This is a genomic window from Plantactinospora mayteni (assembly GCF_016862935.1).
Classification (GTDB): Bacteria; Actinomycetota; Actinomycetes; order Mycobacteriales; family Micromonosporaceae; genus Plantactinospora; species Plantactinospora mayteni.
Window position 1 is genome coordinate 1 of record NZ_BONX01000022.1, and the last position, 23,139, is coordinate 23,139.

Consider the following 23,139-nt stretch of genomic DNA (forward strand, 5'->3'; position numbering starts at 1 on the left):
TCGGCTCGGTCGCCTCAGCAGAACGGATCGGCTCGGTCGGCTCAGCAGAACGGATCGGCTCAGAAGAACAGGCCGCGCTTCTGCATGGACTGGCGCAGCCAGCCGTCGAGCTGACTGGCCCAGTCGGTCCGGTCCACGGACGCGTAGTCGACGGTGAACCGGCCGAACGCGTCGCGGCCCTCGGTGAAGAGCCCGCCGCGCTTGTCGATCTCCAGCACGATCTGCAACTGCTGCGGCGTGGCCACGAAGGTCAGTTCGAGCTGGTTGATCGCCCGGGCGTACTGCGACCCGGGGTAGAACTCGATCTCCTGGTAGAACGGCAGGCTCTGCTGTACGCCGTAGATGTGGCCGCGCTCGACGTCCGCCCGGCTGAACCGGAAGCCGAGCCGGACCAGGGCGTCGATGACGCGCTCCTGTGCCGGCAGCGGGTACACCGCCACCGGGTCGAGGTCACCCTTGTCCACCGCCCGGGCCACCTCCAGCTCGGTACGCAGCCCCATGGTCATCCCGTGCAGGTGCTGACCGCCGATCTCGGTGAGCGGCGTCTCCCACGGCACCTCGAAGCGGAACGGGATGTCGCGGCGCTGCCCGCTCTCCAACCGGAACGGCCCGGTCACCCGCTGCCGCTGGAACTCCTGGGTGGTGTTGTACTCGCTGTCACCGCTCTCCACCTCGACCCGGGTCACCAACCCGAGCGAGACGTACTCGACGTCGACCGGATGGTCGCCGCCGGCGACGTGGACCTGGCCCTCCAGATAACCGCCTGGCCGGCAGTTCGGGTTGGTCAGCACCGTCTCGACCGACGGGCCGCCCACGCCCATCGCCTGCATCAACCGCTTGAAGACCACCACGTCCTCCATCCGTCGTTGATCTCGATCCCGTCTCGCACGGTAACCGTCACCGACAACTACCGCCCGGGGCGTGCACTGGCGGCCACCGCCCGGGCGGGCGCCGGCACGTACCCGCGCCGACAGCCACCGCCCGGGGCGCGTGCCGGAGCGGTTTCCGGGCGGCCGGCGATGATCAATCGGATCAAGGTCGGAAAACCGGGACGAATCATCCCCCGGCTGCCTCCCGGTTTCATGCCAACCCGACGCTCTCCTCACCTCGGCTTCACGCCCTACCGGCCAAGCTATGTGTCACCAGCGCGGTTGTCCGCTGGGACGCGCCACATTGTCGAAGCGGGGAGGCGACAGATGATGGTCCTGCAACAGAGCGAGAGCCACACTCACCCGGCCAGCGCGGCCGGCGTCGAGAACGAGCCGGCCGGGGACGGTGGACCGGTCATGGTCGACCTCGACGCCACCGACGAGCGGGGTGCCTCGGCCGACCTGGTCCGGGCCTACCTGAACGGTATCGGCCGGACCAAGCTGCTCACCGCCGTCCAGGAGGTGGACCTGGCCCGGCGGATCGAGGCGGGGCTCTACGCCGAGGAGAAGCTGAACGCCGACACCCGGGGGGCGCTGTCGGCGGAGCTGCGGGCGGACCTGGAGATCATCGCCGTACAGGGGCGGGCCGCGAAGAACCACCTGCTGGAGGCGAACCTGCGGCTGGTGGTGAGCATCGCGAAGCGCTACACGGGGCGGGGCATGGCGTTCCTCGACCTGATCCAGGAGGGCAACCTCGGCCTGATCCGCGCCGTCGAGAAGTTCGACTACACCAAGGGCTACAAGTTCTCCACCTACGCCACCTGGTGGATCCGACAGGCCATCACCCGAGCCATGGCCGACCAGGCCCGCACCATCCGCATCCCGGTACACATGGTCGAGCAGGTCAACCGGATGGTCCGGACCCGCCGCGACCTGGCCACCCAACTGGGCCGGGAGCCGAACGTCGCCGAGGTCGCCGCCGCGCTGGGCGTACCGGAGTTCCAGGTCATCGAACTCATCTCGTACGACCGCGAGCCGGTCAGCCTCGACCAGGCCGTCGGCGAGGACGGCGAGAGCGCCCTCGGTGACTTCGTCGCCGCCGTCGACCCTCGGGAGGAGCCCGGTGACGCCGTCTCGCAGGGCATGCTCCGCAACGAGGTGGAGATCGTGCTCGCCACCCTCTCGCACCGCGAGCAGGCCGTGATCCGGCTGCGCTTCGGCCTGGACGACGGCCGGCAGCGCACCCTGGACGAGGTGGGCCGGGAGTTCGGCCTCTCGCGGGAGCGGATCCGCCAGATCGAGAAGGTCACCCTGCTGAAGCTGCGCCACCCGTCCCGGGCCGACCGGCTGGAGGCGTACGCGAGCTGAGCCGTACGACGCGGGAGCCCCCGCCACCTGCCCGGTGGCGGGGGCTCCGCGTTGTTGCCCGCCGGTTCGAGCCTGCCCCAGTCGGGGTGCGGCACCAGGTCGCGGCGGGCAGTCGTCAGCCGATTGCCAGGTCGCGGCGGCGGAAGGTCGCCAGGCCGAGCCCGGTCAGCGCGACCGCGACGGCGAGCAGCAGCACCAGTGGCGTGGCGCTCGGATCGGCGGCCGGCACCGCCGGCAGGTGGGTGAACGGCGACAGGTTCAGCACCGGCTGCGGCAGCTCCAGCAGCGCGCCGAGCTGGCCGAGCAGCACGCAGAGCAGGAAGGCCGACCAGGAGAGCGCCACCGACAGCCGGGGCAGCAGCCCGAACAGCACCACCACCAGGCCGGCGAGGACCAGCGCCGCCGGTGCCTGGACCAGTCCGGCCACGGTGAGCCGGGCCACCTCGCCGGGCACGTCGCCGCTGACCAGGCCGTAGCCCAGCCCGGTACTCGCGCCGGCCAGCGCCAGCAGGACGACCGCGCCGAGCGCGGCCCAGAGCAGGTGGCTGAGCAGCCAGCGGGGCCGACCGACCGCGGTGGCGAGTATCCCCTCCAGGGTCCCGGCCGCCTCCTCGGCCCGCAGCCGCAGCACCGCCTGCACCGCGAAGCCGGCCACCGCGAGCGCGAACATCGCCATCATGGTGCCCAGGAACGCGTCGACCAGTTCCTCGGTCCCGCCGAGCTGGGCGATCAGCTCGCTGGCAGCCTCGTTCTCGCCGACGAAGCTGTCCAACTGGTCACCGACCGAACCCATCGACAGCCCCATCACCAGGATGCCGATCGCCCAGCCCAGCACCACGCCACGCTGCAACCGCCAGGCCAGGCCGCCGGGGTTGAGCAGGCCCCGGGCCGCCACCGCCGGCCCTCGGCGTACTGCCAGCACCCCGCTGCCCAGGTCGCGGTGGGCGGTCAGCACGAACGCCGTACCGATGGCGAGCAGCGAGAACCCGGCCGTCAGGGCCAGCACCGGCCAGCGGTTGCCGTCGAACGGCTGGACCTGGTTGGCCCAGCCGAGCGGGGAGAGCCAGGACGGCCAGGCACTGACCACCCGCATCCCGTCGGCGGAGACGGTCCCCCAGGCGTCACCGGCGGCCCGGAGCAGGAAGGCGAGCCCGACGACGGCCGCGGCCATGCCGTTCGCGCCGCGCGCCGTACCGGAGATCTGGGCGGTCACCGCGGCGATCGCCGCGAACGAGACGCCGATCCCGGTGATCGCCGCGCCGAGGGCGAGCGAGCCGGCCACCGGCAGGTCCCCGGCGACGAGCACCAGGGCGAGCAGCAGCCCGCTGAGCACGTTGGCGGCCACCGTGGTGAGCAGGGCCGCCGTGAGCGGGGCGTGCCGGCCGACCACCGCCGAGCCGAGCAGCTCCGCCCGGCCGGTCTCCTCGTTCTGCCGGGTGTGCCGGACCACCGCGAAGGTGCTGAGCAACGCGGCGAGCAGGGCCAGCATCGTGTACGCCTCGGCGGTGACCACCGACCCGAGGCTCGGCCCGGAGACCGGGCCGTTGAACGCCCGCGCGACGACGCTCGCGGCGCTGGTGGTGGCGTAGCCGATCCGGTCGGACTCGGTGCCGTAGATGCCGGAGACGCTCTGCGCGACCGCCGCGCCGACCCCGGGCACGGCCAGCGCCCAGACCAGGAGTTTCACCCGGTCCCGGCGCAGCGCGAGCCGGGTCAGCCGGGTGGTACCGGTGAACGCGGTCATCGGGCACCCACCGGCACCGGACGCGGGGCGGTGACGGCGACCTCGGACCCGTCGCCGTAGTGCCGCATGAACAACTCCTCCAGGGTCGGCGGCGTACTGGTCAACGCCCGTACGCCGAACCGGGCGAGGTGGGCCAGCACCGGGTCGAGGGTGCCGGACTCGACCTCGAACCGGGTGGTCGCGCCGGAGGCGGTCACCGCGTGCACCCCGGCCAGCTCGGCGAGCCCCGCCACCGGGCGTTCCGTCTCGACCGTCATCGGGGTACGGGTCAGGTGGCGCAGCTCGGCCAGGGTGCCGGACTCGACCGTACGGCCGGCCCGGATGATGCTGACCCGGTCGCAGAGCGCCTCCACCTCGGACATCACGTGGCTGGAGAGCAACACGGTCCGGCCCGCGTCGCGCAGCGCGGCGACGTACTCCCGGAAGACCGCCTCCATCAGCGGGTCCAGCCCGGAGGTCGGCTCGTCGAGCACCAGCAGCTCGACGTCGGAGGCGAACGCGGCGACGATCGCCACCTTCTGCCGGTTGCCCTTGGAGTAGGTGCGGCACTTCTTGGTCGGGTCGAGGTCGAAGCGCCGCAACAGCTCGTCCCGGCGGGCCCGGTCCAGGCCGCCGCGCAGTGAGCCGAAGAGGTCGATCGCCTCCCCGCCGGAAAGGTTGGGCCAGAGGTTCACGTCGCCGGGCACGTACGCCAGCCGGCGGTGCAGTGCCACGGCGTCCCGCCAGGGATCACCGCCGAGTACGCCGACCTCGCCCGCGTCCCTGCGGAGCAGGCCGAGCAGGATCCGGATGGTGGTGGACTTGCCCGCCCCGTTCGGTCCGAGGAACCCGTGCACCTCGCCGGACCGGACGGTCAGGTCCAGTTCGTCCAGCGCGCGGGTGGCCCCGAAGGTCTTCACCAGGCCGGCCACCGAGATCGCGGTCATGACGCTCCCTTGCTAGTTGCCGATTCCGCGTCGTCCCCAGCCAGGACGACGCGTCGAGCCGGTTCGTGACGGTGTCTCGATCCCCAGTGTACTGACCGATGGTAGGACGACCGTCACAGATGCCTGATCAACGGTCAGTGGCCGGTACCCTGGACGGATGGATCGACCGCCCGCCCTCGACACCCGGAGCCGGATCCTGCGTACCGCCCTCGACCTGTTCGGCGCGCAGGGCTACCAGCGCACCTCGCTGCGGCAGATCGCCGACCGGCTGGGGATGACCAAGGCGGGCATCCTCTACCACTTCCCCAGCAAGGAGCACCTGCTGGTGGCGCTGGCCGAGCCGCTCGTCTCCGACCTGGAGGCGGCGCTGGACCGGGCGGCCCGGCTGCCCTGGCCGGCGGCCCGCTGGGCGGCACTGGAGGGCTGGCTCGACGCCCTGCTGCGGCACCGCCGTCCACTGGGGACGCTCTACCACGACATGACGCTGCTGGCCCGGGGCAGCACGTACGCCCGGATCCTGCGGCTCGCCACCCAGGCGCACGACCTGGTCGCCGGGCCCGGCGCGACCCGGCTCGAACGGATCCGCGCGATCCAGGCCACCGGGATGCTCGGCGATCCGATCGTCTTCTTCGCCAACACGCCGGACGACGAGCTACGCGCGGAGATGCTCGACGGCGTGGCTCGGCTGCTGGGCGAGCCGACCCCGCCACCCGGCGAGCCGGAGCCGGAGCCGTTCCCCTCGCCCGGGTCCGCCGGGCCACAGCCGGGCGACGCCGGGCAGGTGCCGGCGGAATCCGGGCCGGCAACGACGGTGGCCGGGCCAGCAGCGCTGGTAACCGGGCCGGTAACGGCGGTGGCCGGATCGGTAACGGCGGTGGCCGGGCCGGTGGCGGCGGAAGCCGGGGCGGGCCGGGGGCCGGAGCCGTCCGGAAGCCGACACCCCGGCCCGGAGCCGAGGCGGCCGGACCGACGCCGCCGGGCCGGCCGACCACCCGGGCTCAGCGCCGAGCAGGTACGGACGGTCCAGGCGATGCACGCCGCCGGACTGCACACCGTGGACCAGATCGCGGCGAGCGTCGGCGTCTCCCGGGCCACCCTCTACCGGCACCTGCGGGCCGCCGAACCGGCCCGACCCGAGCTATAACGAGACAGTTTTCGACACTAATTCGAGACTATTTTGCGACGACTCCAAAGGTCGTCACCGTACCCCGGGTTCGGTGACCAGGGTGCCCGCCTCGGCGTCGATCGTGGCCTTCACCCCGAGCGGTACGGTGAGCTGGTCCTGCCCGTGCCCCAGCGGCAACCCGCCCAGCACCGGTACTCCGAGGCCGCCCAGCCGCTCCCGCAGCACCGTACCCAGGTCGTAGCCGGCGACACCGACCGAGTTGACGAACTGGCCCACCGCAACTCCGGCGATCCCGTCCAGGGCACCCACCCGGAGCAACTGGGTCAGCATCCGGTCCACGCTGTACGGCGCCTCGTCGACGTCCTCGATCAGCAGGATCGCGCCGGTGAGGTCGGGAAAGTCCCGGGCTCCGACACTCGTGCCCAGCATCGTCAACGTGCCGCCCAACAGCACCCCGCTGGCCACCCCGGGCACCAGCACGCCGGCGCTCGACTCGGCCGGATTCCGGGTGATCGTGACCGGATCGGTGGTCATCACCGCCCGACGCAGCGACTCGATCGACGCCGGGCCGGTCCGGGCGTCGCTCCAGTTCATCAACGGGCCGTAGAAGGTCGTCGTCCGGGCCGCCCGCCACAGCCGGCCGTGCAGCGAGGTCATGTCGCTGAACCCGACGAACACCCGGGGATCCGCGCCGACCCCGCTGACGTCGAACCGGTCCACGATGCGCTGCGCACCGTAGCCGCCCCGGCAGGTGAAGACGCCCCGGATCCCCGGGTCGGTGAAGGCGGCCCGCAGGTCGGCGAGGCGCGCCTCGTCGGTGCCGGCGAACCAGCCGTGCTGGTCGTAGACGTGTGCACCGAGTTCGACCGTCAGGCCCCAGCTCTCCAGGATCTGCACGCCCCGGCCCAGCAGGTTCGGGTCGGCGGGCCGGGCCGGGGCCACCAACCGGACCCGGTCCCCCGGGCGCAGCGCGGGTGGCCGGACAGCCCGCCGACTCGCCGGCTTGGCCGTCGCCGGCGCGGCCAGGGCCGCCGACCCGGCGACCGCGCCGGCGAGTACGCCGCCGGCGGCCACCGTGCCGGTCCGCAGTAACCGTCGTCGGGTCAGGGTCTCGTCGCGCTCCATCATGGCCTCCCCAATCCGCCGTCCCCAGTGGACGCCGCCCCGGAACTATAGGAGGCGCGCGCCAAGATCTATCGAGAACGGTCGGTCCGGAGCACCGATCAGAGCGCCGGATCCTGCGGGTCGAGGCCGTGCAGCGGGAAGACCGCCTTGCGGGTCGCCATGATCGCCCGATCCACCGCGTCCGGCTCGCCGGTCGGCTGCCACGGCTCGTACGAGCCGTCCGCGTCGTCGGTCATCCGCAGCGGTACCTCCCGCTCCGGACGGCGGGCCTTGGCCAGCGCCCGCCAGGCCGGCGGAGTCAGCGCGGCCGGGTCGACCGGATCGCCGGTGGCCACCGCGAGCAGGTGCGTCCAGGCCCGGGGCACCACCTCGACCAGTGCGTAGCCGCCACCACCGGTGGCCACCCAGCGCCCCTCGCAGAGTTCGTCGGCCAGCGCCCGCAGCGCCAGATAGCTCGCCCGCTGGCCGTCCACGCTCAGCCGCAGGTCGGCCAGCGGATCGAGCCGGTGGCTGTCCGCACCGCACTGGGTGAGCAGGATCTGCGGCCGGAACGCGCGGAGCAGCGCCGGAACGGTGGCGTGGAAGCCACGCAGCCACCCCGCGTCACCGGTCCCCGGCGGCAGCGGCAGGTTGACCGCGCTCCCCTCGCCCCCCGGACCACCGGTCTCGTCGGAGAACCCGGTACCGGGAAACAGCGCCAGCGGCGTCTCGTGCAGGCTGATCGTCAACACCCGGGGATCGGTGTAGAAGACCTCCTGCACCCCGTCGCCGTGGTGCACGTCGACGTCCACGTAGGCCACCCGCTCGGCGCCGAGGTCGAGCAGCCGGGCGATGGCCACCGCCGGGTCGTTGTAGACACAGAACCCGGCCGCCCGGCTCGGCATCGCGTGGTGCAGGCCACCGGCCACGTTGACCGCCCGCCGGGCCTCGCCCCGCCAGACCGCCTCGGCCGCCGCCAGGCTCGCCCCGGCCACCAGGGCGCTGGACTCGTGCATACCGTCGAAGATCGGGTTGTCCGGTGTGCCGAGGCCGTACCCGGAGAAGAGCGGGTCGCTCGGCGCCGCCCGGACCGCGTCGAGGTAGTCCGGCCGGTGCACCCGGGCGAGTGCCGCGTCGTCGGCCGGGGTGGGCGCCACCAGGCGTACGCCGGGGCGGTCCAGTACGCCGAGTTCCCGAGCCAGGGCCACGGTCAGTTCCACCCGTACCGGGTCGAGTGGGTGGTCACCCAGGTCGTAGGTCAGCAGACTCTCGTCCCAGACCACCACCGTGTCGTCCGACATGGCGTTCATCGTCGCACGGCGACCGGCGACCACCCGCGACCGCGTACGCCGGAGCGCCGCGCGCCGCTACCGCGACGGAACGGTGTTCAGGAGCCGCTCGGTGCCGGGTCGCCGGGGTCGGGGCCGAGCGCGACCGGCCGCACCGGCTCGGTGATCCAGTGGCTCCACGACCCGACGTAGAGCGCCGCCTCGGGATATCCGGCCCGGTGCAGGGCGAGCACCGCCTGCGCGGCGGTCACCCCGGAGCCGCAGTAGGCGCCGATCCGTACCCCGGGCCGGACGCCCGCCTCGGCGAACCGGGCCCGCAGCGCTTCGGCGGCCGGAAACCGGCCGTCCACCCCGACGTACTCGGTGGCCGGGACGTTCACCGCACCGGGGATGTGCCCGGCGACCGGGTCGACGGGCTCGGTCTCGCCCCGGTAGCGGGCCGCCGCCCGGACGTCGACCAGCACCCCGTCCGCCGCCACCCCGGCGGCCGAGCCGGCGTCCAGCACCGGCATCCCGCCGGGACGGACGGTCACGTCTCCCGGCGTCGGCGACGGCGGCTCGGCGGTGACGGGCAGCCCGGCCCCGGCCCAGGCCGGGAAGCCGCCGTCGAGCACCCGGACCTCGGCATGTCCGGCCCAGCGCAGCGTCCACCAGGCCCGCGCCGCCGCCATCCCGTCGCCGCCGTCGTAGACCACCACCGGCCACCCGGCGCGGACCCCGGCCGCGCGGAGTACCCGCTGCAACGCCGCAGGATCGGGCAGCGGATGCCGACCACCGTCGCCGGGCGCCCCGGACAGCTCGCTGTCCAGGTCGACGAAGACCGCGCCGGGCAGGTGCCCGGCCAGGTAGTCCGTGCGGCCGGGCGGCCCGACGAGCCGCCAGCGGAGATCGAGTACGACCGGCGGCTCGGCGGACGCCAGTTCGGCGGCGAGCCCGGTCACGTCGACGAGAAGGTCATCGGGTACGGACACGGCGTCCAGTCAACACCATGCGGCACGGAACCGCCCGGCTCGGTGACACTGAATATCGGTGCCCCGAGGTACCATCGTGCTCGGGAGGACCACTGACGTGAACGACCTAGTCGACACCACCGAGATGTACCTGCGCACCATCCTCGAACTGGAAGAGGAGGGGGTGCCGCCGCTGCGTGCCCGGATCGCCGAGCGGCTGCGCCAGAGTGGTCCGACCGTCAGCCAGACCGTGGCCCGGATGGAGCGCGACGGCCTGCTGACCGTCGAGGACGACCGGCACCTCCAGCTCACCGCGCTCGGCCGGACGCAGGCGATCTCCGTGATGCGCAAGCACCGGCTGGCAGAGCTGCTGCTCGTGAACGTGATCGGGATGCCCTACGAGGAGGCCCACGAGGAGGCCTGCCGCTGGGAGCACGTGATGAGCGACTCGGTGGAGAAGAAGGTCTACGAGCTGCTCGACCGGCCCACCCGGTCGCCGTACGGCAACCCGATCCCGGGGCTGGAGGCGTTGAGCACCAACCCGGACGTCACGGTCGAGACGGTCACCGAGGGTGAACGCAACCTCGCCTTCCCCGGCCTGAGCGGCCCCGTGGTGGTCCGACGGATCTGCGAGAGCGTCCAGAAGGACGGCGACGTACTCCGGCAGTTGCACGCCGCCGGAGTCGACCCGGGCGCGATGGTGACCGTGGCCCAGGAGCGTGACGGGGTCACCATCGACCGCTCCGGCGACAAGGTACGGCTACCCCGCGAGGTCGCCTCCCGGGTCTTCGTCGCCGCACACTGACGACCGGGGCGCCGACCGGCACACCCCGGCCGCACACACCCCGATCCGGCTCACCCGCCGGCTCCGCGCGGGCGATGGTCAGCGGCTGCTGGTGTCGATCTTCTTCGCCAGGTTGATCAGCTTGGGCGCCAGGGCGTCGGCCTGGGCCTGGGCCTCCCCGGCCGCGAAGGTGAAGCGGAGGCTGACCAGTCGGCCGTTGCCGGTGAGCCAGCCCACCTCGACCGCGCTGCCGACGCTCTTCGTCGGGGCCGACGTGGCCCGGTAGGCCGCCTTGCCCAGCCCCTTGACGGTCTTGCCGCCGCTCGGCACCACCTCGTCGGCGAAGATCGACGCGTCGGCCGTGGTCGGCGTCACCGACAGCGCGAGTTCGGGGCGGGCCTCGGCCTCGCCGCGCAGCACGCAGGTGTCCGTCTTGCCGTGCCGGCTCGCCGCCGCCACCTCGAACGTGGTGCCGATGGCCTGCTCGATCGCCGGGTACTCCAGCAACTCGCAGGCACCGCCGGCCGCCGACGCCGGCAGCCGGACCACCTTCGGCGCCGGCCCCACCGACTGCGGCGCGGCCTCTTCGGCACAGCCGGCCAGCAGCAGCAAACCGGCACCAATCAGGCAGAGTCGTCCGCGCACCTCGCACCTCCCACCCGCCCGGCCCGAGCGCCGGGGAATCCGTCGGACACCGTACGGGTTCGGCCCACCTCGGCGAAACCCCGGTCCCCGCCGCGTCGCCCAGCCAGCCGGTACCGGCCGGTCGGGGCGGACCGGATCAGCCGGTCGGCGGCACCGGATCGTCCAGGTACGGGCAGTGCCGGCAGCCGCGCCCACAGCAGGTACCGCGCCGGGCCAGGAATCCGGCGGTGAGCACGAAGAGCCCGGTGCCCGGATCGGGATAGCCAGCCTCACCGGCCGCGAGCGCGGCGGCATGAGCCGCGAGGATCCGCTCCCGGTCCGGGTGCGTCACCGGGAGCCGGGACGGGTGCGGCTGGTCGAGCGGTCGGGGTGCCAGCGGCAGGCGCCGCCCGCTCGTCTGCTCCCCCGCTCCGTCCATCGCGCCGACCCTACGACAACCCGCCGGCCACTCCCGCCGCCGGCTGACCCGGCCGGGCCGGGCGGCACCAAATTCGGTATCCGAACACCAAGATCGACGATAGCCTGCCCACCGTCTCCCGGCGCCGCCGGCCGAACAGCGCGGCGGCGGTCCCGGGCGGAGGCCCCGAGCCGTACGGACAGGTGGATCGGTGACCCAGCAACTGGCCGGACCCTCGACGCCCGGGACCGCGGAGCGGGTCTCGCTGTGGCGCAACCGGAACTTCCTGCTGCTCTGGAGTGGTCAGACCGTCAGCGAGTTGGGGACCCGGATCTCCGGAATCGCCGTACCGCTGCTGGCCGCCAACGACCTGCGGGCCAGCGTCTTACAGATCTCCCTGCTCACCGCGCTCGCCTGGTTGCCGTACCTCCTCTTCTCGCTGCCGGCCGGTCTCCTCGCGGACCGGGCCGACCAGCGGTGGCTGATGATCGTCTGTGATCTGGGCCGGATGGCGCTGATGCTGTCGCTGCCGGTGGCCGCCCTGCTCGACGGGCTGACCCTGGGCTACCTGTACGCGGTCGTCGGGCTCTCCGGCGTGCTCACCGTGCTCTTCACGGTGGCCTACCGGAGCCGGCTCCCCGGGCTGGTACCGGACGGCCAGCTCGTCGACGCCAATGGCAAGCTCGCTATGAGCCAGGAGTTCGCCGAACTCGTCGGTGCGACGCTCGGCGGTGCGCTGATCGCCCTCGTCGGCGCCGCCAGGACCTTCCTCGGCAACGCGCTCGCCTTCCTGGTCAGCGCGGTGACGCTGGCCCTGGTCCGGCCCGAACCGGCCGGCCGGCGACGGGCCGGGCGGGCCGAGGACCGGGTACCGCTGCGGGTCGCGCTCACCGGTGGGCTCGGCTTCATCCGCCGGCAACGGATCCTGCTCGGCATCCTGGCCTGCACCACCACCTCGAACTTCTTCGTGATGGCCTCGAACTCGATCGAGGTCACCTTCCTGGTCCGGGAGCTGCACGCCTCCGCGGTGCTGGTCGGCCTGGTCTACGCGGCAAGCGCCCTCGGCGGCCTGGCGGCCGGCGCCGCCGCGCGACGGCTCTCCGCGCGGATCGGGTCCGCCCGGATCATCTGGGTCGCCATGGCCGCACCCGGCCCGCTCTACCTGCTGCTGCCACTGGCCCGGCCGGGCTGGGGACTGCTGCTCTACGGGATCGGCCTGGCCGCGTTCTCCGCCAACACGGTGCTGTTCAACGCCGCCGCGATGTCGTACCGGCAGCGGGTCACCCCGGCCGGGCTGCTCGGCCGGGTCAACGCGGCGTTCCTCTGGGTCTGCTACGGCGTCATCCCGCTCGGCGCCCTCTTCGGCGGCGTACTCGGCAGCCAGCTCGGACTGCGCCCGGCGCTCTGGATCTGTGTGCTCGGCACCTGGAGCGCCGCGCTCTTCGTCGTCTGCTCGCCGCTGCGGCGGATGCGGGACCTGCCGGCAACCTGACGTGTCGCTGGCAGCCTGACGCTGAGCGGAGGTCGGAGGACGTGCCGTCGGCGGCCTGACGCCGAGCCGACGGCGGAGGACGTGTCGACGGCGGCCTGACGCCGAGCGGAGGGCGGAGGAGTCGCTATCCGAACCAGGCCATCGACTGTCCGTGCCCCCGGGTCCAGGCGAGCGGCCTGCCGTCCAGTGCGAGCACGTTGTAGAACGCGTCGCTCGGCGGCTCCGGCAGGCCGTGGTAGGGCAGCACCTCCGGCGCCTCGTTCGCGATCCAGTGGCCGGGCAGCCCGCCCACCAGCTCGGCGAAGGCCGCCCGGCCCGGCGCCGGCACCTGGTAGAGCACGGAGGTGTGGAAGACCACCAGGGTCGCCTCGGGCGGCGCCTGCGCGGCCAGCGCCGGCAGGTCGTCCACCAGGTCGCCCCGGACCAACAGCGGCGGCTCCGCCGCGGCCACCTCCGCCGCGGCCCGCAGCCGGGTCCGCCGGTGCGCGTGCTCCGGCCAGATGGTGGCATCCAGCCAGGCGACGTCGGCGGGATCGGTCACGTCCAGCGGGTTCAGGTCCAGGCCGGCCCGCCACACCACCTCGGGCCGCCGGGTCGGCGGCGTCAACCCGGTGACCGCACAGTCGAGCACCGGCTCGCCGCTGCCGAGCAGGTGGTCGCCGTAGCGGTAGGCGTACCGGTCCGGGTAGAGGCAGAGCCCGGCGGAGGCGCCGACCTCCAGCAGCGCGAGCGGCTGCGGCAGGGAGACGAGTACCGGCAGCAACAGCGCGCACCGGCCGGCCTCGTTGGTCTGGGTGGCCCGGGTACGCAGCTCCGCCGCGATCACCGGCCAGTTCGCCACCGCGTACTCGCGGAACGCGGCCGGATCCTCGACCGGACCGCCGAGCAGCCGTACGACTCCGAAGAGCAGATTCGGCTGCTGCCTGGCCGGCGGCAGCGTACCGATCAGGTCGAGCAGTTCGTCGTCGCGGGAGACCGCGAGGGAGAGCCGTTCGTACGCCGGCGACACGCCCCGCGCCTCGCGGGTGCCGAACTCGACGTAGCTGGTGGCGATCGTCATGTGCCGATGATCCCAGCGGACCCGGCCGACGTCCCTGGCGAAGCACCTCCGGTGCGTGTATCCCTGATCACCATGCCGGCGGCCCCGCCTGCCGAGCCCGCCCAGCCCGCCCGGTCAGCCGGTACCGGAGCCGACTCCGGTACCGGCGCGGTGCGAACAGCCGGAGGGCGCACTATTCCTGGTCGCTCGCCAGGTCCGGCAGGGCGGCGAGGGAGCAGACGAGTATCCGACCGTCCAGGGTGCCGATCGCGAGGCGGTCCGGACTCAGCCGGACGAGTGAGAGCGGGACGACGGGGTGGCCGTCGACCCGCAGCTCCTGCCGAGCGTGCACGGTTCCGTCCGCGGCGCGCAGGATCACCAGCTCGCCCGAATTGAACGTGACGTAGACGAAGTCGCCGTCGGCGTCGAGCGCGGTGGCCTGATGGTCGGCCGGGAAGACCCATTGCAGCTCACCGGTCGGGTAGGCACGGCGAACCACGAAGGCGTTCCCCGGCAGCAGGCCGGCACCGTCGTGGACCGCACCGGTGTGCACGAGCGAGGGTCCGGCCCGGTCGTCGAGGTACGCACCGCAGCCACCGAACAGGTGACGGCCGCGCGAGGCGTCCCATTCGAGTGGGAACAGGCGACGCATCGGACCATCGGGTACGTCCACCGAGACCACCCACTTGTCCTGCCAGTGCTCGGCCGCGCCGCCTTCCAGGAACAGCAGGTCCGGCGCGTACCGGATGTCGAAGAAGTGGTTGAAGAGGTCGTACCGACCGAGCCCGACGGTGGTGCCGGGTCCGCCGTCGGGCGGATTCAGCAGGATCTGCCCGGCCGCTGCCCGGCGGTCGTGCTCGGTGTCGCGTAGCGCCCACCAGCCGTCGGCCCGGGACACCAGGACGGCGCAGCGGGCGGATTCGTGGAGCGCCCGCACCACACCGTCGGCCAGGTCGACTTCCGCCACCACACTCGGATCCGCCGTCCACCTCCCGCCGTGGAACGTCGACGGGGTCTGCGTCAGTGCCAGCGCCGTCCGCCCCTCCGGCAGCACCTTCAGCTGGCACCCCGTGCCGTCGACCGGAATCCGCCACAGCGTCTCCGCCGAACTCACGGACCAGCATTCGAGGCGGACGCCTTCGAGGACCGCGACCACCCGGTCATCCGACAGCGCGTCCACCGCCCACACCTCGCGCCGGGGCGCCCAACGCAAGCCGCGCTCCCGGCAGAGCCCCTCGACGATGCCGACGGCGACCGCCGGGTCGGTCCGCGGTGCATCCGGAACCGGGACCTCCCCGTACGGCATCCGCAGCATGCCGCTGGTGGCGCGATCCCAGTCGTCCCGGCGGATCGTGCAGGCGAGCGACGTGCTGCCGAACCGCGCCTCGTCCTCGTCACAGGGGATGGCCAGCACCAGATCGAGCGTGTGCGGATCACGCCAGGTGAGCTGTCGCACCTCGCGGGAATGGGCGAGCAACGACACCGTGCCGCCGGTGGTCAGGTCCAGCAGCAGCAGTTCACCCTCGTAGGCCCATCCGCCGTCGTACGCCCCCGTGCCGATGGCTGCCAGCGGCAGAGTCGGATGGCAGGCGATCACGTTCGTCCGCCAGCGTGTGGCGATGTGGTGCAGGCAGGTCAGGTCGTCGGACCGGTACACCGCCACCGGGTACCAACCCTGGCGCGGCCGGGACCGGGCGGAGACGTCGCGGCCGTGCCACTGCGGCCATCCCAGGTCGCCACCGACCACGAAGAGAGCACCGTCGGATGTCGTGGCAACGGCGCGCGGCTGGCCGATCTCGCGGAACGGGCCGGCGCCCAGCACCCGGTCCAGCCGGATCTCGCGGGCGCTCACCGGGCAGCGTCGGGTTCGATTCTTTCGATCATGAAGAGATGATGCCGTCCCTCGTCGGGGAGCGGCAAGGTCATTACAGTGTCGACGGCCAGCTCGGCCGGGACCTCACCGCGACGAATCGCTGGTCGGCGTACTCGATGGGTGCCGCACCGAGGTCGGCGGCGACCGCCCGAACCCAGGACAGGTTCGAGCGGTCGCCGTGGTTGCGCCGTGCAGTCGTTGCGCCGTGCCGCAGTCGACCGGGCCGACCCGCACGTCCGGCCCAGGCTCAGCTGCAACCGGAGGTCGAGCCGCAGCCCTCGCAGACGTAGCAACTGCCGGCAGGGCGCATCTTGGTGCCGCAGGTGAAGCAGAGCGGGGCGTCCGCCGCCGTGCCGAGTACCGCCTCCAGCAGCTCCGTGGAGGAGCCTACCGTCGGCGCCGGCCGTGCCGCCACCACCTCGACCTGCTGCTCCGCCGGCTCCGGCTTGGCCGTCTCCACCGGTGCCGACGCGGCCATCGCGGCGAGGTCCACCGCGCTCTCCGCCTCGGCCTCGGCCCGCAGCTGCGCGGCCCGCTCCTTGGCGGTGAAGATGCCCAGCTCGGCCCGGCGCTCGTAGGGCAGGAAGTCCAGCGCCAGCCGGCGGAAGATGTAGTCCATCACCGAGGCGGCCATCCGGATGTCCGGGTCGTCGGTCATCCCGGCCGGCTCGAACCGCATGTTGGTGAACTTGCTGACGTACGTCTCCAGCGGCACGCCGTATTGCAGGCCGATCGAGATGGCCACCGAGAAGGCGTCCATCACCCCGGCCAGCGTCGAGCCCTGCTTCGACATCTTCAGGAAGACCTCGCCGAGACCGTCGTCCGGGTACGACGAGGCGGTGAGGTAGCCCTCGGCCCCGCCGACCGAGAACGAGACCGTCTCGGAGGGGCGCTTCTTCGGGAGCCGCTTGCGCACCGGCCGGTACTCGACGACCTTCTCCACCGTCTTCTCGACCGCAGCCGCCACGACCGCCTTCTCCGGCTCCTTCTTGGCGGCGGAGAGCGGCTGGCCGACCTTGCAGTTGTCCCGGTAGATCGCCAACGCCTTGAGGCCGAGCTTCCAACCCTCGAAGTAGATCTCCTCGACCTCCTCGACGGTCGCCGACTCCGGCATGTTGACCGTCTTGGAGATCGCGCCGGAGATGAACGGCTGCACCGCGGCCATCATCCGGACGTGCCCCATCGGGGCGATCGAGCGCTGGCCCATCGCGCAGTCGAAGACGGCGTAGTGCTCCGGCTTCAGCCCGGGCGCGTCGACCACGTGGCCGTGCTCGGAGATGAACTCGACGATCGCCTCGACCTGCTCCTCGGGGTAGCCGAGGCTGCGCAGGGAGCGCGGCACGGTCTGGTTGACGATCTGCATCGAGCCGCCGCCGACCAGCTTCTTGAACTTGACCAGCGCCAGGTCCGGCTCGACCCCGGTGGTGTCGCAGTCCATCATGAGCCCGATGGTGCCGGTGGGCGCGAGCACACTGGCCTGCGCGTTGCGCCAGCCGGACTTGTCACCGATCTTGTTGCCCTGGGTCCACTGCTTGGTGGCCTCCCGGACGATCTCGGTGGCGACCGCGCCGGTCGGCTTGATCGCGTCGTTCGCGGCGGCGTGCTTGCGCATCACCCGCTTGTGCGGCTCGGCGTTGCGGGAGTATCCGTCGTAGGCGCCGACCACCCCGGCCAGCTCGGCCGAGCGGCGGTATGCCGTGCCGGTCATCAGCGAAGTGATCGCGGCGGACACCGACCGTCCGCTCTCCGAGTCGTACGGGTGGCCGGTCGCCATCAGCAGCGCGCCGAGGTTGGCGTACCCGATGCCGAGCTGCCGGTACGCCCGGGTGGTCTCGCCGATCTTCTCGGTCGGGAAGTCGGCGAAGCAGATCGAGATGTCCATCGCGGTGATGACCAGCTCGACCGACCTGACGAACTTGCGCACCTCGAAGCCGCCGTCGGCGCGGAGGAACTTCATCAGGTTGAGCGAGGCCAGGTTGCACGAGGAGTTGTCCAGGTGCAGGTATTCCGAGCACGGGTTGGAGGCGGTGATCCGCCCGGTCTCCGGGCAGGTGTGCCAGTCGTTGATCGTGTCGTCGTATTGCAGGCCGGGGTCGGCGCACTCCCAGGCGGCCTGGGAGATGGTCCGGAACAGCCCCTTGGCGTCGATGGTCTCGATCACCGCGCCGTCCAGCCGGCCGCGCAGGTCGAACGTGCCGCCGTCCTGCACCGCCCGCATGAACTCGTCGGAGACCCGGACCGAGTTGTTGGCGTTCTGGTATTGCACGCTGACGATGTCGGAGCCGCCGAGGTCCATGTCGAAGCCGGCGTCCCGGAGCGCGCGGACCTTGTGCTCCTCACGCGCCTTGGTGAGGACGAACTCCTCGACGTCCGGGTGGTCGACGTCCAGGATGACCATCTTGGCCGCCCGCCGGGTCGCCCCGCCGGACTTGATGGTGCCGGCGCTGGCGTCCGCGCCCCGCATGAAGCTGACCGGGCCGGAGGCGGTGCCACCGCTGGAGAGCAGCTCCCTGGAGGAGCGGATCCGGGAGAGGTTGACCCCGGAGCCGGAGCCCCCCTTGAAGATCAGCCCCTCCTCCTTGTACCAGTCGAGGATAGAATCCATCGAATCATCGACGGAAAGGATAAAACAGGCACTGACCTGTTGAGGTGAGGCGGTGCCGACGTTGAACCAGACCGGCGAGTTGAAGCTGAACACCTGGTGCAGCAGCATCCAGGTCAGCTCGTGCTCGAAGACCTCGGCGTCGGCCGGGCTGCCGAAGTAGCCGTGCTGCTCCCCCGCCGCCCGGTACGTCTGCACCACCCGGTCGATGAGCTGCTTGAGCGACCACTCGCGCTCCGGGGTGCCGACCGCGCCCCGGAAGTATTTCGTGGTGACGATGTTGGCCGCGTTGACGCTCCACGACTCCGGGAACTCGACGCCCCGCTGCTCGAAGTTGATCGAGCCGTCCCGCCAGTTCGTCATGACGACGTCCCGGCGCTCCCAGGTCACCTCGTCGTACGGGTGCACCCCCTCGGTGGTCCAGACGCGCTCGACCTTCAGGCCGGCCGTCGCCGCCGCCCGGGTACGTGACCTGCTTGCTGTCACACCTTCCCCCGACATCTCATCCGCCCCCTTACGCACGCACGACGCTTCCCGCCGTACGGCCTCGCTGATCTGTTACCCGAAAGAACTAACTGGCCGGTTCGCCCACCGGCTGGACGGCCCCGACGCCGTCCACCGCCGGCCGGCTCCGCGCCACCGCCGCCGCCCGCAGCGCGTCGATCTCCCGCTCGAAGTCGTCCAGCGACTCGAACGACCGGTAGACGCTGGCGAAGCGGAGGTAGGCCACCTCGTCCAGCTCGCGCAGCGGCCCCAGGATGGCGAGCCCCACGTCGTGACTGGGCAGCTCGGCGGCGCCCTTGGCGCGCACCGTCTCCTCCACCCGCTGGGCCAGCAGGGCGATCGCGTCGTCGTCCACCGGGCGGCCCTGGCACGCCTTGCGCACCCCGCCCATGATCTTCGTCCGGCTGAACGGCTCGGTCACCCCGCTGCGCTTGACGACCGCGAGCACCGGCTCCTCGACCGTGGTGAACCGCTTGCCGCACTCCGGGCAGGCTCGCCGGCGCCGGATCAGCTGGCCGTCGTCGGCCTCCCGCGAGTCGACCACCCGGGAGTCGGCGTGCCGGCAGTACGGACACCGCATCACCGACCTCCTTCGCATCGCCGGAACCACCGCGCCCGCGGCCCGCCGGACACGACGGACCCGCCCGCAGGCAGCCGGCACCGACGGGCCAGCCACCTTCGGCGGCTCCCGCGGTGTCGGTGTACCTGAGAGCTGCGGGTGATGGAACCCCAACTTCTAGGCTACTTACACCCTTGTCACTACTACATCTAGGGGTCGACCGTATGCCGCCGAGCAGCCGAGGTCAAGTTGAACGGGGCGTGGCGCGGCCCGCAAATCTTCCAACCGCGACGCCGACGCGGTGGTTACCGCTTCGCCGGCAGGATCAGCCGCTGACCGGCGTGCACCGTGTGGTCGTCGAGCCCGTTGAGCCGGCGGATCTCGTCGATCACCGCGAACGGCCGCTGGCTCGGCCGGTGCCGCCCGGCCACCGACCAGAGGGTGTCACCGGGCCGGACCACCGCGGTCTCCGCCGACCGGGGCGGATCGGCGGCCCGGGAGGCGGGCGAGAGGACCGCCGCCAGTCCCGCCACGAGGAGCAGCAGGAGCACGGTCACGACCAGCCGTCCCCGCCGGGTCAGCCGCAGCCGGCCACCGCCCCCGGAAGCCCTCGGATATCCCGTCGCACCCATCGCGACCTCCAAGATCGAACATGAGTTCGAACGAACAGACGTACGATGGTTTATCAGAACAGGCGTTCGATGTCGAGCCGACGGAGCCGACACGCCGCGCCGAATGTCGTACAGATGTTTGAAACTATGTGATCTCACCTATACGGTTTTGAACATCGACACCGGGACCGTGGGACACACGGGACCGGCGCTGAGCCACGACGCACCACGAGCCGCCAAGGCACCCCACCGCCACCAGGAGGACGACGTGTCGACCGACGACCGGACGAGCCGGCAGAAGCCCCAGAAGAGCGGCGCACCCGGCAGCCGGGCCAGCCGACGCACGGCCGGACCGCGGAGCCGGGAGGGTGCCCCCGCGCTGCGCGCGGTCACTCCGGTGGTGAGCGCCTTCCCCGACCTGGTCTCCGCGGACCTCACCGCCCGGCAGCGCCGCATCCTGGAGTTCATCCGGGACTGGGTGGAGCGCTACGGTTACCCGCCCAGCGTCCGGGAGATCGGCGAGGCGGTCGGCCTGGTCTCCCCGTCGAGCGTCGCCTACCAGCTCAAGGAACTGGAGCGGAAGGGCTTCCTCCGGCGCGACCCGAACCGCCCGCGCGCCGTCGACGTGCGTCCGCCGAGCGAGCTGATCGACGACGAGACCGCCCGGGCCCAGCGCCCCACCCCGGCCTACGTGCCCCTGCTCGGTCAGATCGCCGCCGGTGGCCCGATCCTCGCCGAGCAGGCCGTCGAGGACATCTTCCCGCTGCCCCGCGAACTGGTCGGCGAGGGCGAGGTCTTCATGCTCCAGGTCAAGGGCGACTCGATGCTCGACGCCGCGATCTGCGACGGCGACTGGGTGGTCGTCCGCCAGCAGCCGACCGCGAACTCGGGAGAGATCGTCGCGGCGATGCTGGACGGCGAGGCGACGGTCAAGACCTACCGCCGCCGGGACGGGCACGTCTGGCTGATGCCGGCCAACTCCGCCTTCGACCCGATCGCCGGGGACAGCGCCACCATCATGGGCCGGGTGGTGGCCGTACTCCGCCGGATCTGACGGCGACCTACCGGCCGTCGGTGCACCGCCCTACCGAACACGGCGGGCCGGTGCGCCGGCGTGGATGATGGACGCAGTGGTGGTTACGCCGGCCCGGTCGACCTCGACCGGTGCGGGAGCGGACCGGCCGTTCGACCACCGTCGGGCCAGCTCCGTCCCGGGGAACGGGTGCCGCGTCGAGTGGCTCGCATTCAGGTCGAGTGGCCCGTGCCCGGTCAGCAGCAGTCGACCGGGAGGCCCTCGGCGGAGCCGGAAACGCCGTCGCCGGGGTCAGCGGTAGTCGCGGTCGTCGGGATGCCCGCCGGAGCGCTGCCGGGGCTGGCCGTACTGGGCACCCCGAGGCCCACCGCCACGGGGCCCGGCACCCTGGCCGGTCCGGGGCGGCCCGCCACGCTGGTCGGCCCACTGCTCGTCCGGTCCGGGACGAGCACCCCGACCGTTGCCATTGCCGTTGCCGCCGGACGGCTGGCCACCATAGACGCCACCGCCACCGGCCCGGGGCCGGCCGGCCGGAGCGCCACCGCCGGCGGGAGCCCCGCCGTACACGCCGCCGCCGGCTGGGCGACCGCCGCCGCCCTGAGGTCCGCCGCCGCCCTGAGGTCCGCCGCCGCCCTGAGGTCCGCCGCCGCCCTGAGGGCGTCCGGCACCGCTCTGAGGGCGTCCGCCACCGCCACCGCCCTGGGGTCGTCCGCCACCGCCACCGCCCTGAGGGCGGCCACCGCCGTACACGCCACCGCCGCCGGCCGGCTTCGCGCCGTAGACACCGCCCCCGTCGGCGGGCTTTCCGCCGTACACGCCGCCGCCGGCCGGCCTGCCCCGGCCCGCCGGCTCGTAGTCGTCGGCCGGACGGTCGGAGCGGTAGCCGTCGTCGTACCCGCCGGAGCGCGCCGGACCCCAGTTCGACCCGTCGTCGTCGTAGTCGGATCGCCGGCCGCCGGAGCGGTCCCGGTCGTCGCCCGGCGCCCCCGAGCGGCCGGCCCTCGGATCGAGGTCGTCACCGTCCGGCCCGATGGCCCCCAGGCCGTCCTCCTTGGGCCGACGGCGAGCCCGGACGATCCCGAAGATGCCGAGCCCGACCAGCAGGGCGCCCAGCACCCCCACGGCCGCGATGAGGTAGGTGATGTCGTCCAGGGTCAGCGAATTGGTCCAGGACTTCGCGGACTTCGTCGCGTCGGTCCCGGAGTCGCCGGCCGCTGCCGCCGCCACCTCCTTGGCCGGGGTGTAGCTCAGCACCGTCACGTCCTGTTCCTCGTCGAGCGAGGAGACGTCGGAGACGGTGAGGAAGCTCTTGCCGTCGGGGCTGTAGGTGATCGCCTTACCGAACGGGTCGGCCAGGGCCGTCATCCGAGGCTTCCCGGTGGTCAGGGTCTTGACCAGGTCGTCGTCCCGGACGTCCCACTCGAACGCGTCCGCGTACGTACGCAGCACCACCCGGCTGCCGTCCGGCGATCGGGCCGCGCCGGTGATCGTCACCCGGCCCGCCCCGGCGAACGGGTTGGCGGTGGTGGACTTCGGCAGGCTGATCTCGCCGGCCTTCTCCAGCGGCACGCCGTCCTGGTTGTTCTTCTCCAGCTCCGCGGTCGGGCGGTAGATCTCCGCCTTGCCGGTCGACTTGGTGATGATCAACGGCACGTTGTCGGAGCCGATCAGCAGCGCCTCGGCGTCGTGCCGCTTGTTGCCCGGAAAGGTCAACCGGTGCAGCACCGGCTTGGAGGCACCGGTGGCCGGCATGCTCCAGAGCACGACGCTGGTCCGCCGCTCGCTGTCGTTGTCACCGGTGTCGGCGATCCAGACGGTCTTGCCGTCGGGCGAGAGAGCGAGGTCCTCCGGATCGCGCGGGTTGCTCGCGTACTGGACGGCCTTCTTCAGCTTGCACTTGGTGTCCAGCAGGAAGACCCGCTCCCGGGAGTCGTCGTCGCTCCCGTCGTTGACCATCACGTAACCACTGGACGTCGCGATCATGCCGGAGAGTTCCGTCATCCGCTCGTCGGTGATGGTGCAGACCTTCTTGCCGGCAGCGGCGGAGGCCGCGACAGCTCCGACACCGAGACTGGCCCCGACCAGGCCCAGGGACAATCCAAGCACGCCGGAGGCAACCAGCACCATGGAGAGGACTCGCCGCATCCGCCCAGTGTCGCATGCTGACGCCGCCAACCGGGGAAGCGGCGTGATCAACGCTCCGTCACCGGTCGGCGGTGCGGTC

The 23,139-nt window shown here is 72.3% G+C and carries 19 protein-coding genes; 5 read left to right on the forward strand and 14 right to left on the reverse strand.

Going from position 1 to position 23,139, the window contains the following annotated elements; translation table 11 throughout:
• Nucleotides 1-59: 59 nt before the first annotated feature.
• Complete coding sequence (locus Pma05_RS15985; protein WP_203858257.1) at nt 60-848, reverse strand: sporulation protein; 789 nt, start codon at nt 846-848, stop codon at nt 60-62.
• Nucleotides 849-1,199: 351 nt separating this feature from the next.
• Between Pma05_RS15985 and sigB the strand changes: the two genes are divergently transcribed.
• Nucleotides 1,200-2,237: an RNA polymerase sigma factor SigB gene (gene sigB, locus Pma05_RS15990; RefSeq protein ID WP_372441486.1), complete on the forward strand. Its 1,038-nt coding sequence runs from the start codon at nt 1,200-1,202 to the stop codon at nt 2,235-2,237.
• 115 nt (nt 2,238-2,352) lie between these two features.
• On the opposite strand, the gene Pma05_RS15995 is transcribed toward sigB, so the two are convergent.
• Together Pma05_RS15995 and Pma05_RS16000 are read right to left on the reverse strand one after the other, a co-directional pair.
• Nucleotides 2,353-3,981, reverse strand: coding sequence for an ABC transporter permease (locus tag Pma05_RS15995; RefSeq protein WP_203858213.1), 1,629 nt, complete (start codon nt 3,979-3,981; stop codon nt 2,353-2,355).
• Entirely contained in the window at nt 3,978-4,907 is a 930-nt protein-coding gene (locus Pma05_RS16000) for an ABC transporter ATP-binding protein (protein ID WP_203858214.1), read from the reverse strand. The genes Pma05_RS15995 and Pma05_RS16000 overlap by 4 nt, the downstream gene beginning before the upstream one ends.
• Before the next feature lie 157 nt (nt 4,908-5,064).
• On the opposite strand from Pma05_RS16000, the gene Pma05_RS16005 reads away from it, so the two are divergent.
• On the forward strand, nt 5,065-6,051 hold the full coding sequence (locus Pma05_RS16005) for a TetR family transcriptional regulator (protein WP_203858215.1): 987 nt from the start codon (nt 5,065-5,067) through the stop codon (nt 6,049-6,051).
• A gap of 54 nt (nt 6,052-6,105) precedes the next feature.
• Here Pma05_RS16005 and Pma05_RS16010 read toward each other — a convergent pair whose 3' ends face one another.
• The 3 genes from Pma05_RS16010 to Pma05_RS16020 all read right to left on the reverse strand — a co-directional run bounded on the left by Pma05_RS16010 (nt 6,106) and on the right by Pma05_RS16020 (nt 9,397).
• Nucleotides 6,106-7,158 (reverse strand): S66 peptidase family protein, encoded by a 1,053-nt coding sequence (locus tag Pma05_RS16010; protein ID WP_203858216.1) that lies wholly within the window; start codon nt 7,156-7,158, stop codon nt 6,106-6,108.
• 98 nt (nt 7,159-7,256) lie between these two features.
• On the reverse strand, nt 7,257-8,438 hold the full coding sequence (locus Pma05_RS16015; RefSeq protein ID WP_203858217.1) for an acetoin utilization protein AcuC: 1,182 nt from the start codon (nt 8,436-8,438) through the stop codon (nt 7,257-7,259).
• 86 nt (nt 8,439-8,524) lie between these two features.
• Nucleotides 8,525-9,397, reverse strand: coding sequence for a sulfurtransferase (locus Pma05_RS16020; protein WP_203858218.1), 873 nt, complete (start codon nt 9,395-9,397; stop codon nt 8,525-8,527).
• A gap of 97 nt (nt 9,398-9,494) precedes the next feature.
• Between Pma05_RS16020 and Pma05_RS16025 the strand changes: the two genes are divergently transcribed.
• Complete coding sequence (locus tag Pma05_RS16025) at nt 9,495-10,181, forward strand: iron-dependent transcriptional repressor DtxR (RefSeq protein WP_203858219.1); 687 nt, start codon at nt 9,495-9,497, stop codon at nt 10,179-10,181.
• Nucleotides 10,182-10,259: 78 nt separating this feature from the next.
• On the opposite strand, the gene Pma05_RS16030 is transcribed toward Pma05_RS16025, so the two are convergent.
• Both Pma05_RS16030 and Pma05_RS16035 read right to left on the reverse strand, forming a co-directional pair.
• Entirely contained in the window at nt 10,260-10,805 is a 546-nt protein-coding gene (locus Pma05_RS16030) for a hypothetical protein (RefSeq protein WP_203858220.1), read from the reverse strand.
• 136 nt (nt 10,806-10,941) lie between these two features.
• Nucleotides 10,942-11,223, reverse strand: coding sequence for a DUF5522 domain-containing protein (locus Pma05_RS16035; RefSeq protein WP_239312462.1), 282 nt, complete (start codon nt 11,221-11,223; stop codon nt 10,942-10,944).
• 190 nt (nt 11,224-11,413) lie between these two features.
• Between Pma05_RS16035 and Pma05_RS16040 the strand changes: the two genes are divergently transcribed.
• On the forward strand, nt 11,414-12,694 hold the full coding sequence (locus Pma05_RS16040) for an MFS transporter (RefSeq protein ID WP_203858221.1): 1,281 nt from the start codon (nt 11,414-11,416) through the stop codon (nt 12,692-12,694).
• A 124-nt stretch (nt 12,695-12,818) separates the two neighbouring features.
• On the opposite strand, the gene Pma05_RS16045 is transcribed toward Pma05_RS16040, so the two are convergent.
• The 5 genes from Pma05_RS16045 to Pma05_RS16065 all read right to left on the reverse strand — a co-directional run bounded on the left by Pma05_RS16045 (nt 12,819) and on the right by Pma05_RS16065 (nt 19,903).
• Nucleotides 12,819-13,754, reverse strand: coding sequence for a DUF2332 domain-containing protein (locus Pma05_RS16045; RefSeq protein ID WP_203858222.1), 936 nt, complete (start codon nt 13,752-13,754; stop codon nt 12,819-12,821).
• 172 nt (nt 13,755-13,926) lie between these two features.
• The gene (locus Pma05_RS16050) at nt 13,927-15,585 is read right to left on the reverse strand and encodes a hypothetical protein (protein WP_203858223.1); all 1,659 of its coding nucleotides are present in this window, start codon (nt 15,583-15,585) and stop codon (nt 13,927-13,929) included.
• Nucleotides 15,586-15,853: 268 nt separating this feature from the next.
• The gene (locus Pma05_RS16055; RefSeq protein WP_203858224.1) at nt 15,854-18,709 is read right to left on the reverse strand and encodes a vitamin B12-dependent ribonucleotide reductase; all 2,856 of its coding nucleotides are present in this window, start codon (nt 18,707-18,709) and stop codon (nt 15,854-15,856) included.
• A 70-nt stretch (nt 18,710-18,779) separates the two neighbouring features.
• Nucleotides 18,780-19,292, reverse strand: coding sequence for a transcriptional regulator NrdR (gene nrdR, locus Pma05_RS16060; RefSeq protein WP_203858225.1), 513 nt, complete (start codon nt 19,290-19,292; stop codon nt 18,780-18,782).
• A 284-nt stretch (nt 19,293-19,576) separates the two neighbouring features.
• On the reverse strand, nt 19,577-19,903 hold the full coding sequence (locus Pma05_RS16065; RefSeq protein WP_239312465.1) for a LysM peptidoglycan-binding domain-containing protein: 327 nt from the start codon (nt 19,901-19,903) through the stop codon (nt 19,577-19,579).
• A 247-nt stretch (nt 19,904-20,150) separates the two neighbouring features.
• Here Pma05_RS16065 and lexA point away from each other — a divergent pair, with 247 nt between their 5' ends.
• Nucleotides 20,151-20,936 (forward strand): transcriptional repressor LexA, encoded by a 786-nt coding sequence (gene lexA, locus Pma05_RS16070; RefSeq protein WP_239312468.1) that lies wholly within the window; start codon nt 20,151-20,153, stop codon nt 20,934-20,936.
• A 270-nt stretch (nt 20,937-21,206) separates the two neighbouring features.
• Here the strand turns inward: lexA and Pma05_RS16075 are convergent, their stop codons facing one another.
• Nucleotides 21,207-23,060, reverse strand: coding sequence for a hypothetical protein (locus tag Pma05_RS16075; RefSeq protein ID WP_203858227.1), 1,854 nt, complete (start codon nt 23,058-23,060; stop codon nt 21,207-21,209).
• Nucleotides 23,061-23,139: the final 79 nt, after the last annotated feature.

Coding starts and splice junctions, on each gene's coding strand:
- Pma05_RS15995 (WP_203858213.1), bottom strand. CDS start 3,981: ATGACCGCGTTCACCGGTACCACCCGGCTGACCCGGCTCGCGCTGCGC.
- Pma05_RS16065 (WP_239312465.1), bottom strand. CDS start 19,903: ATGGGTGCGACGGGATATCCGAGGGCTTCCGGGGGCGGTGGCCGGCTG.
- Pma05_RS16005 (WP_203858215.1), top strand. CDS start 5,065: ATGGATCGACCGCCCGCCCTCGACACCCGGAGCCGGATCCTGCGTACC.
- Pma05_RS16035 (WP_239312462.1), bottom strand. CDS start 11,223: ATGGACGGAGCGGGGGAGCAGACGAGCGGGCGGCGCCTGCCGCTGGCA.
- Pma05_RS16055 (WP_203858224.1), bottom strand. CDS start 18,709: ATGTCGGGGGAAGGTGTGACAGCAAGCAGGTCACGTACCCGGGCGGCG.
- Pma05_RS16015 (WP_203858217.1), bottom strand. CDS start 8,438: ATGTCGGACGACACGGTGGTGGTCTGGGACGAGAGTCTGCTGACCTAC.
- Pma05_RS16075 (WP_203858227.1), bottom strand. CDS start 23,060: ATGCGGCGAGTCCTCTCCATGGTGCTGGTTGCCTCCGGCGTGCTTGGA.
- Pma05_RS16045 (WP_203858222.1), bottom strand. CDS start 13,754: ATGACGATCGCCACCAGCTACGTCGAGTTCGGCACCCGCGAGGCGCGG.
- nrdR (WP_203858225.1), bottom strand. CDS start 19,292: ATGCGGTGTCCGTACTGCCGGCACGCCGACTCCCGGGTGGTCGACTCG.
- Pma05_RS16000 (WP_203858214.1), bottom strand. CDS start 4,907: ATGACCGCGATCTCGGTGGCCGGCCTGGTGAAGACCTTCGGGGCCACC.
- sigB (WP_372441486.1), top strand. CDS start 1,200: ATGGTCCTGCAACAGAGCGAGAGCCACACTCACCCGGCCAGCGCGGCC.
- Pma05_RS16010 (WP_203858216.1), bottom strand. CDS start 7,158: ATGGAGCGCGACGAGACCCTGACCCGACGACGGTTACTGCGGACCGGC.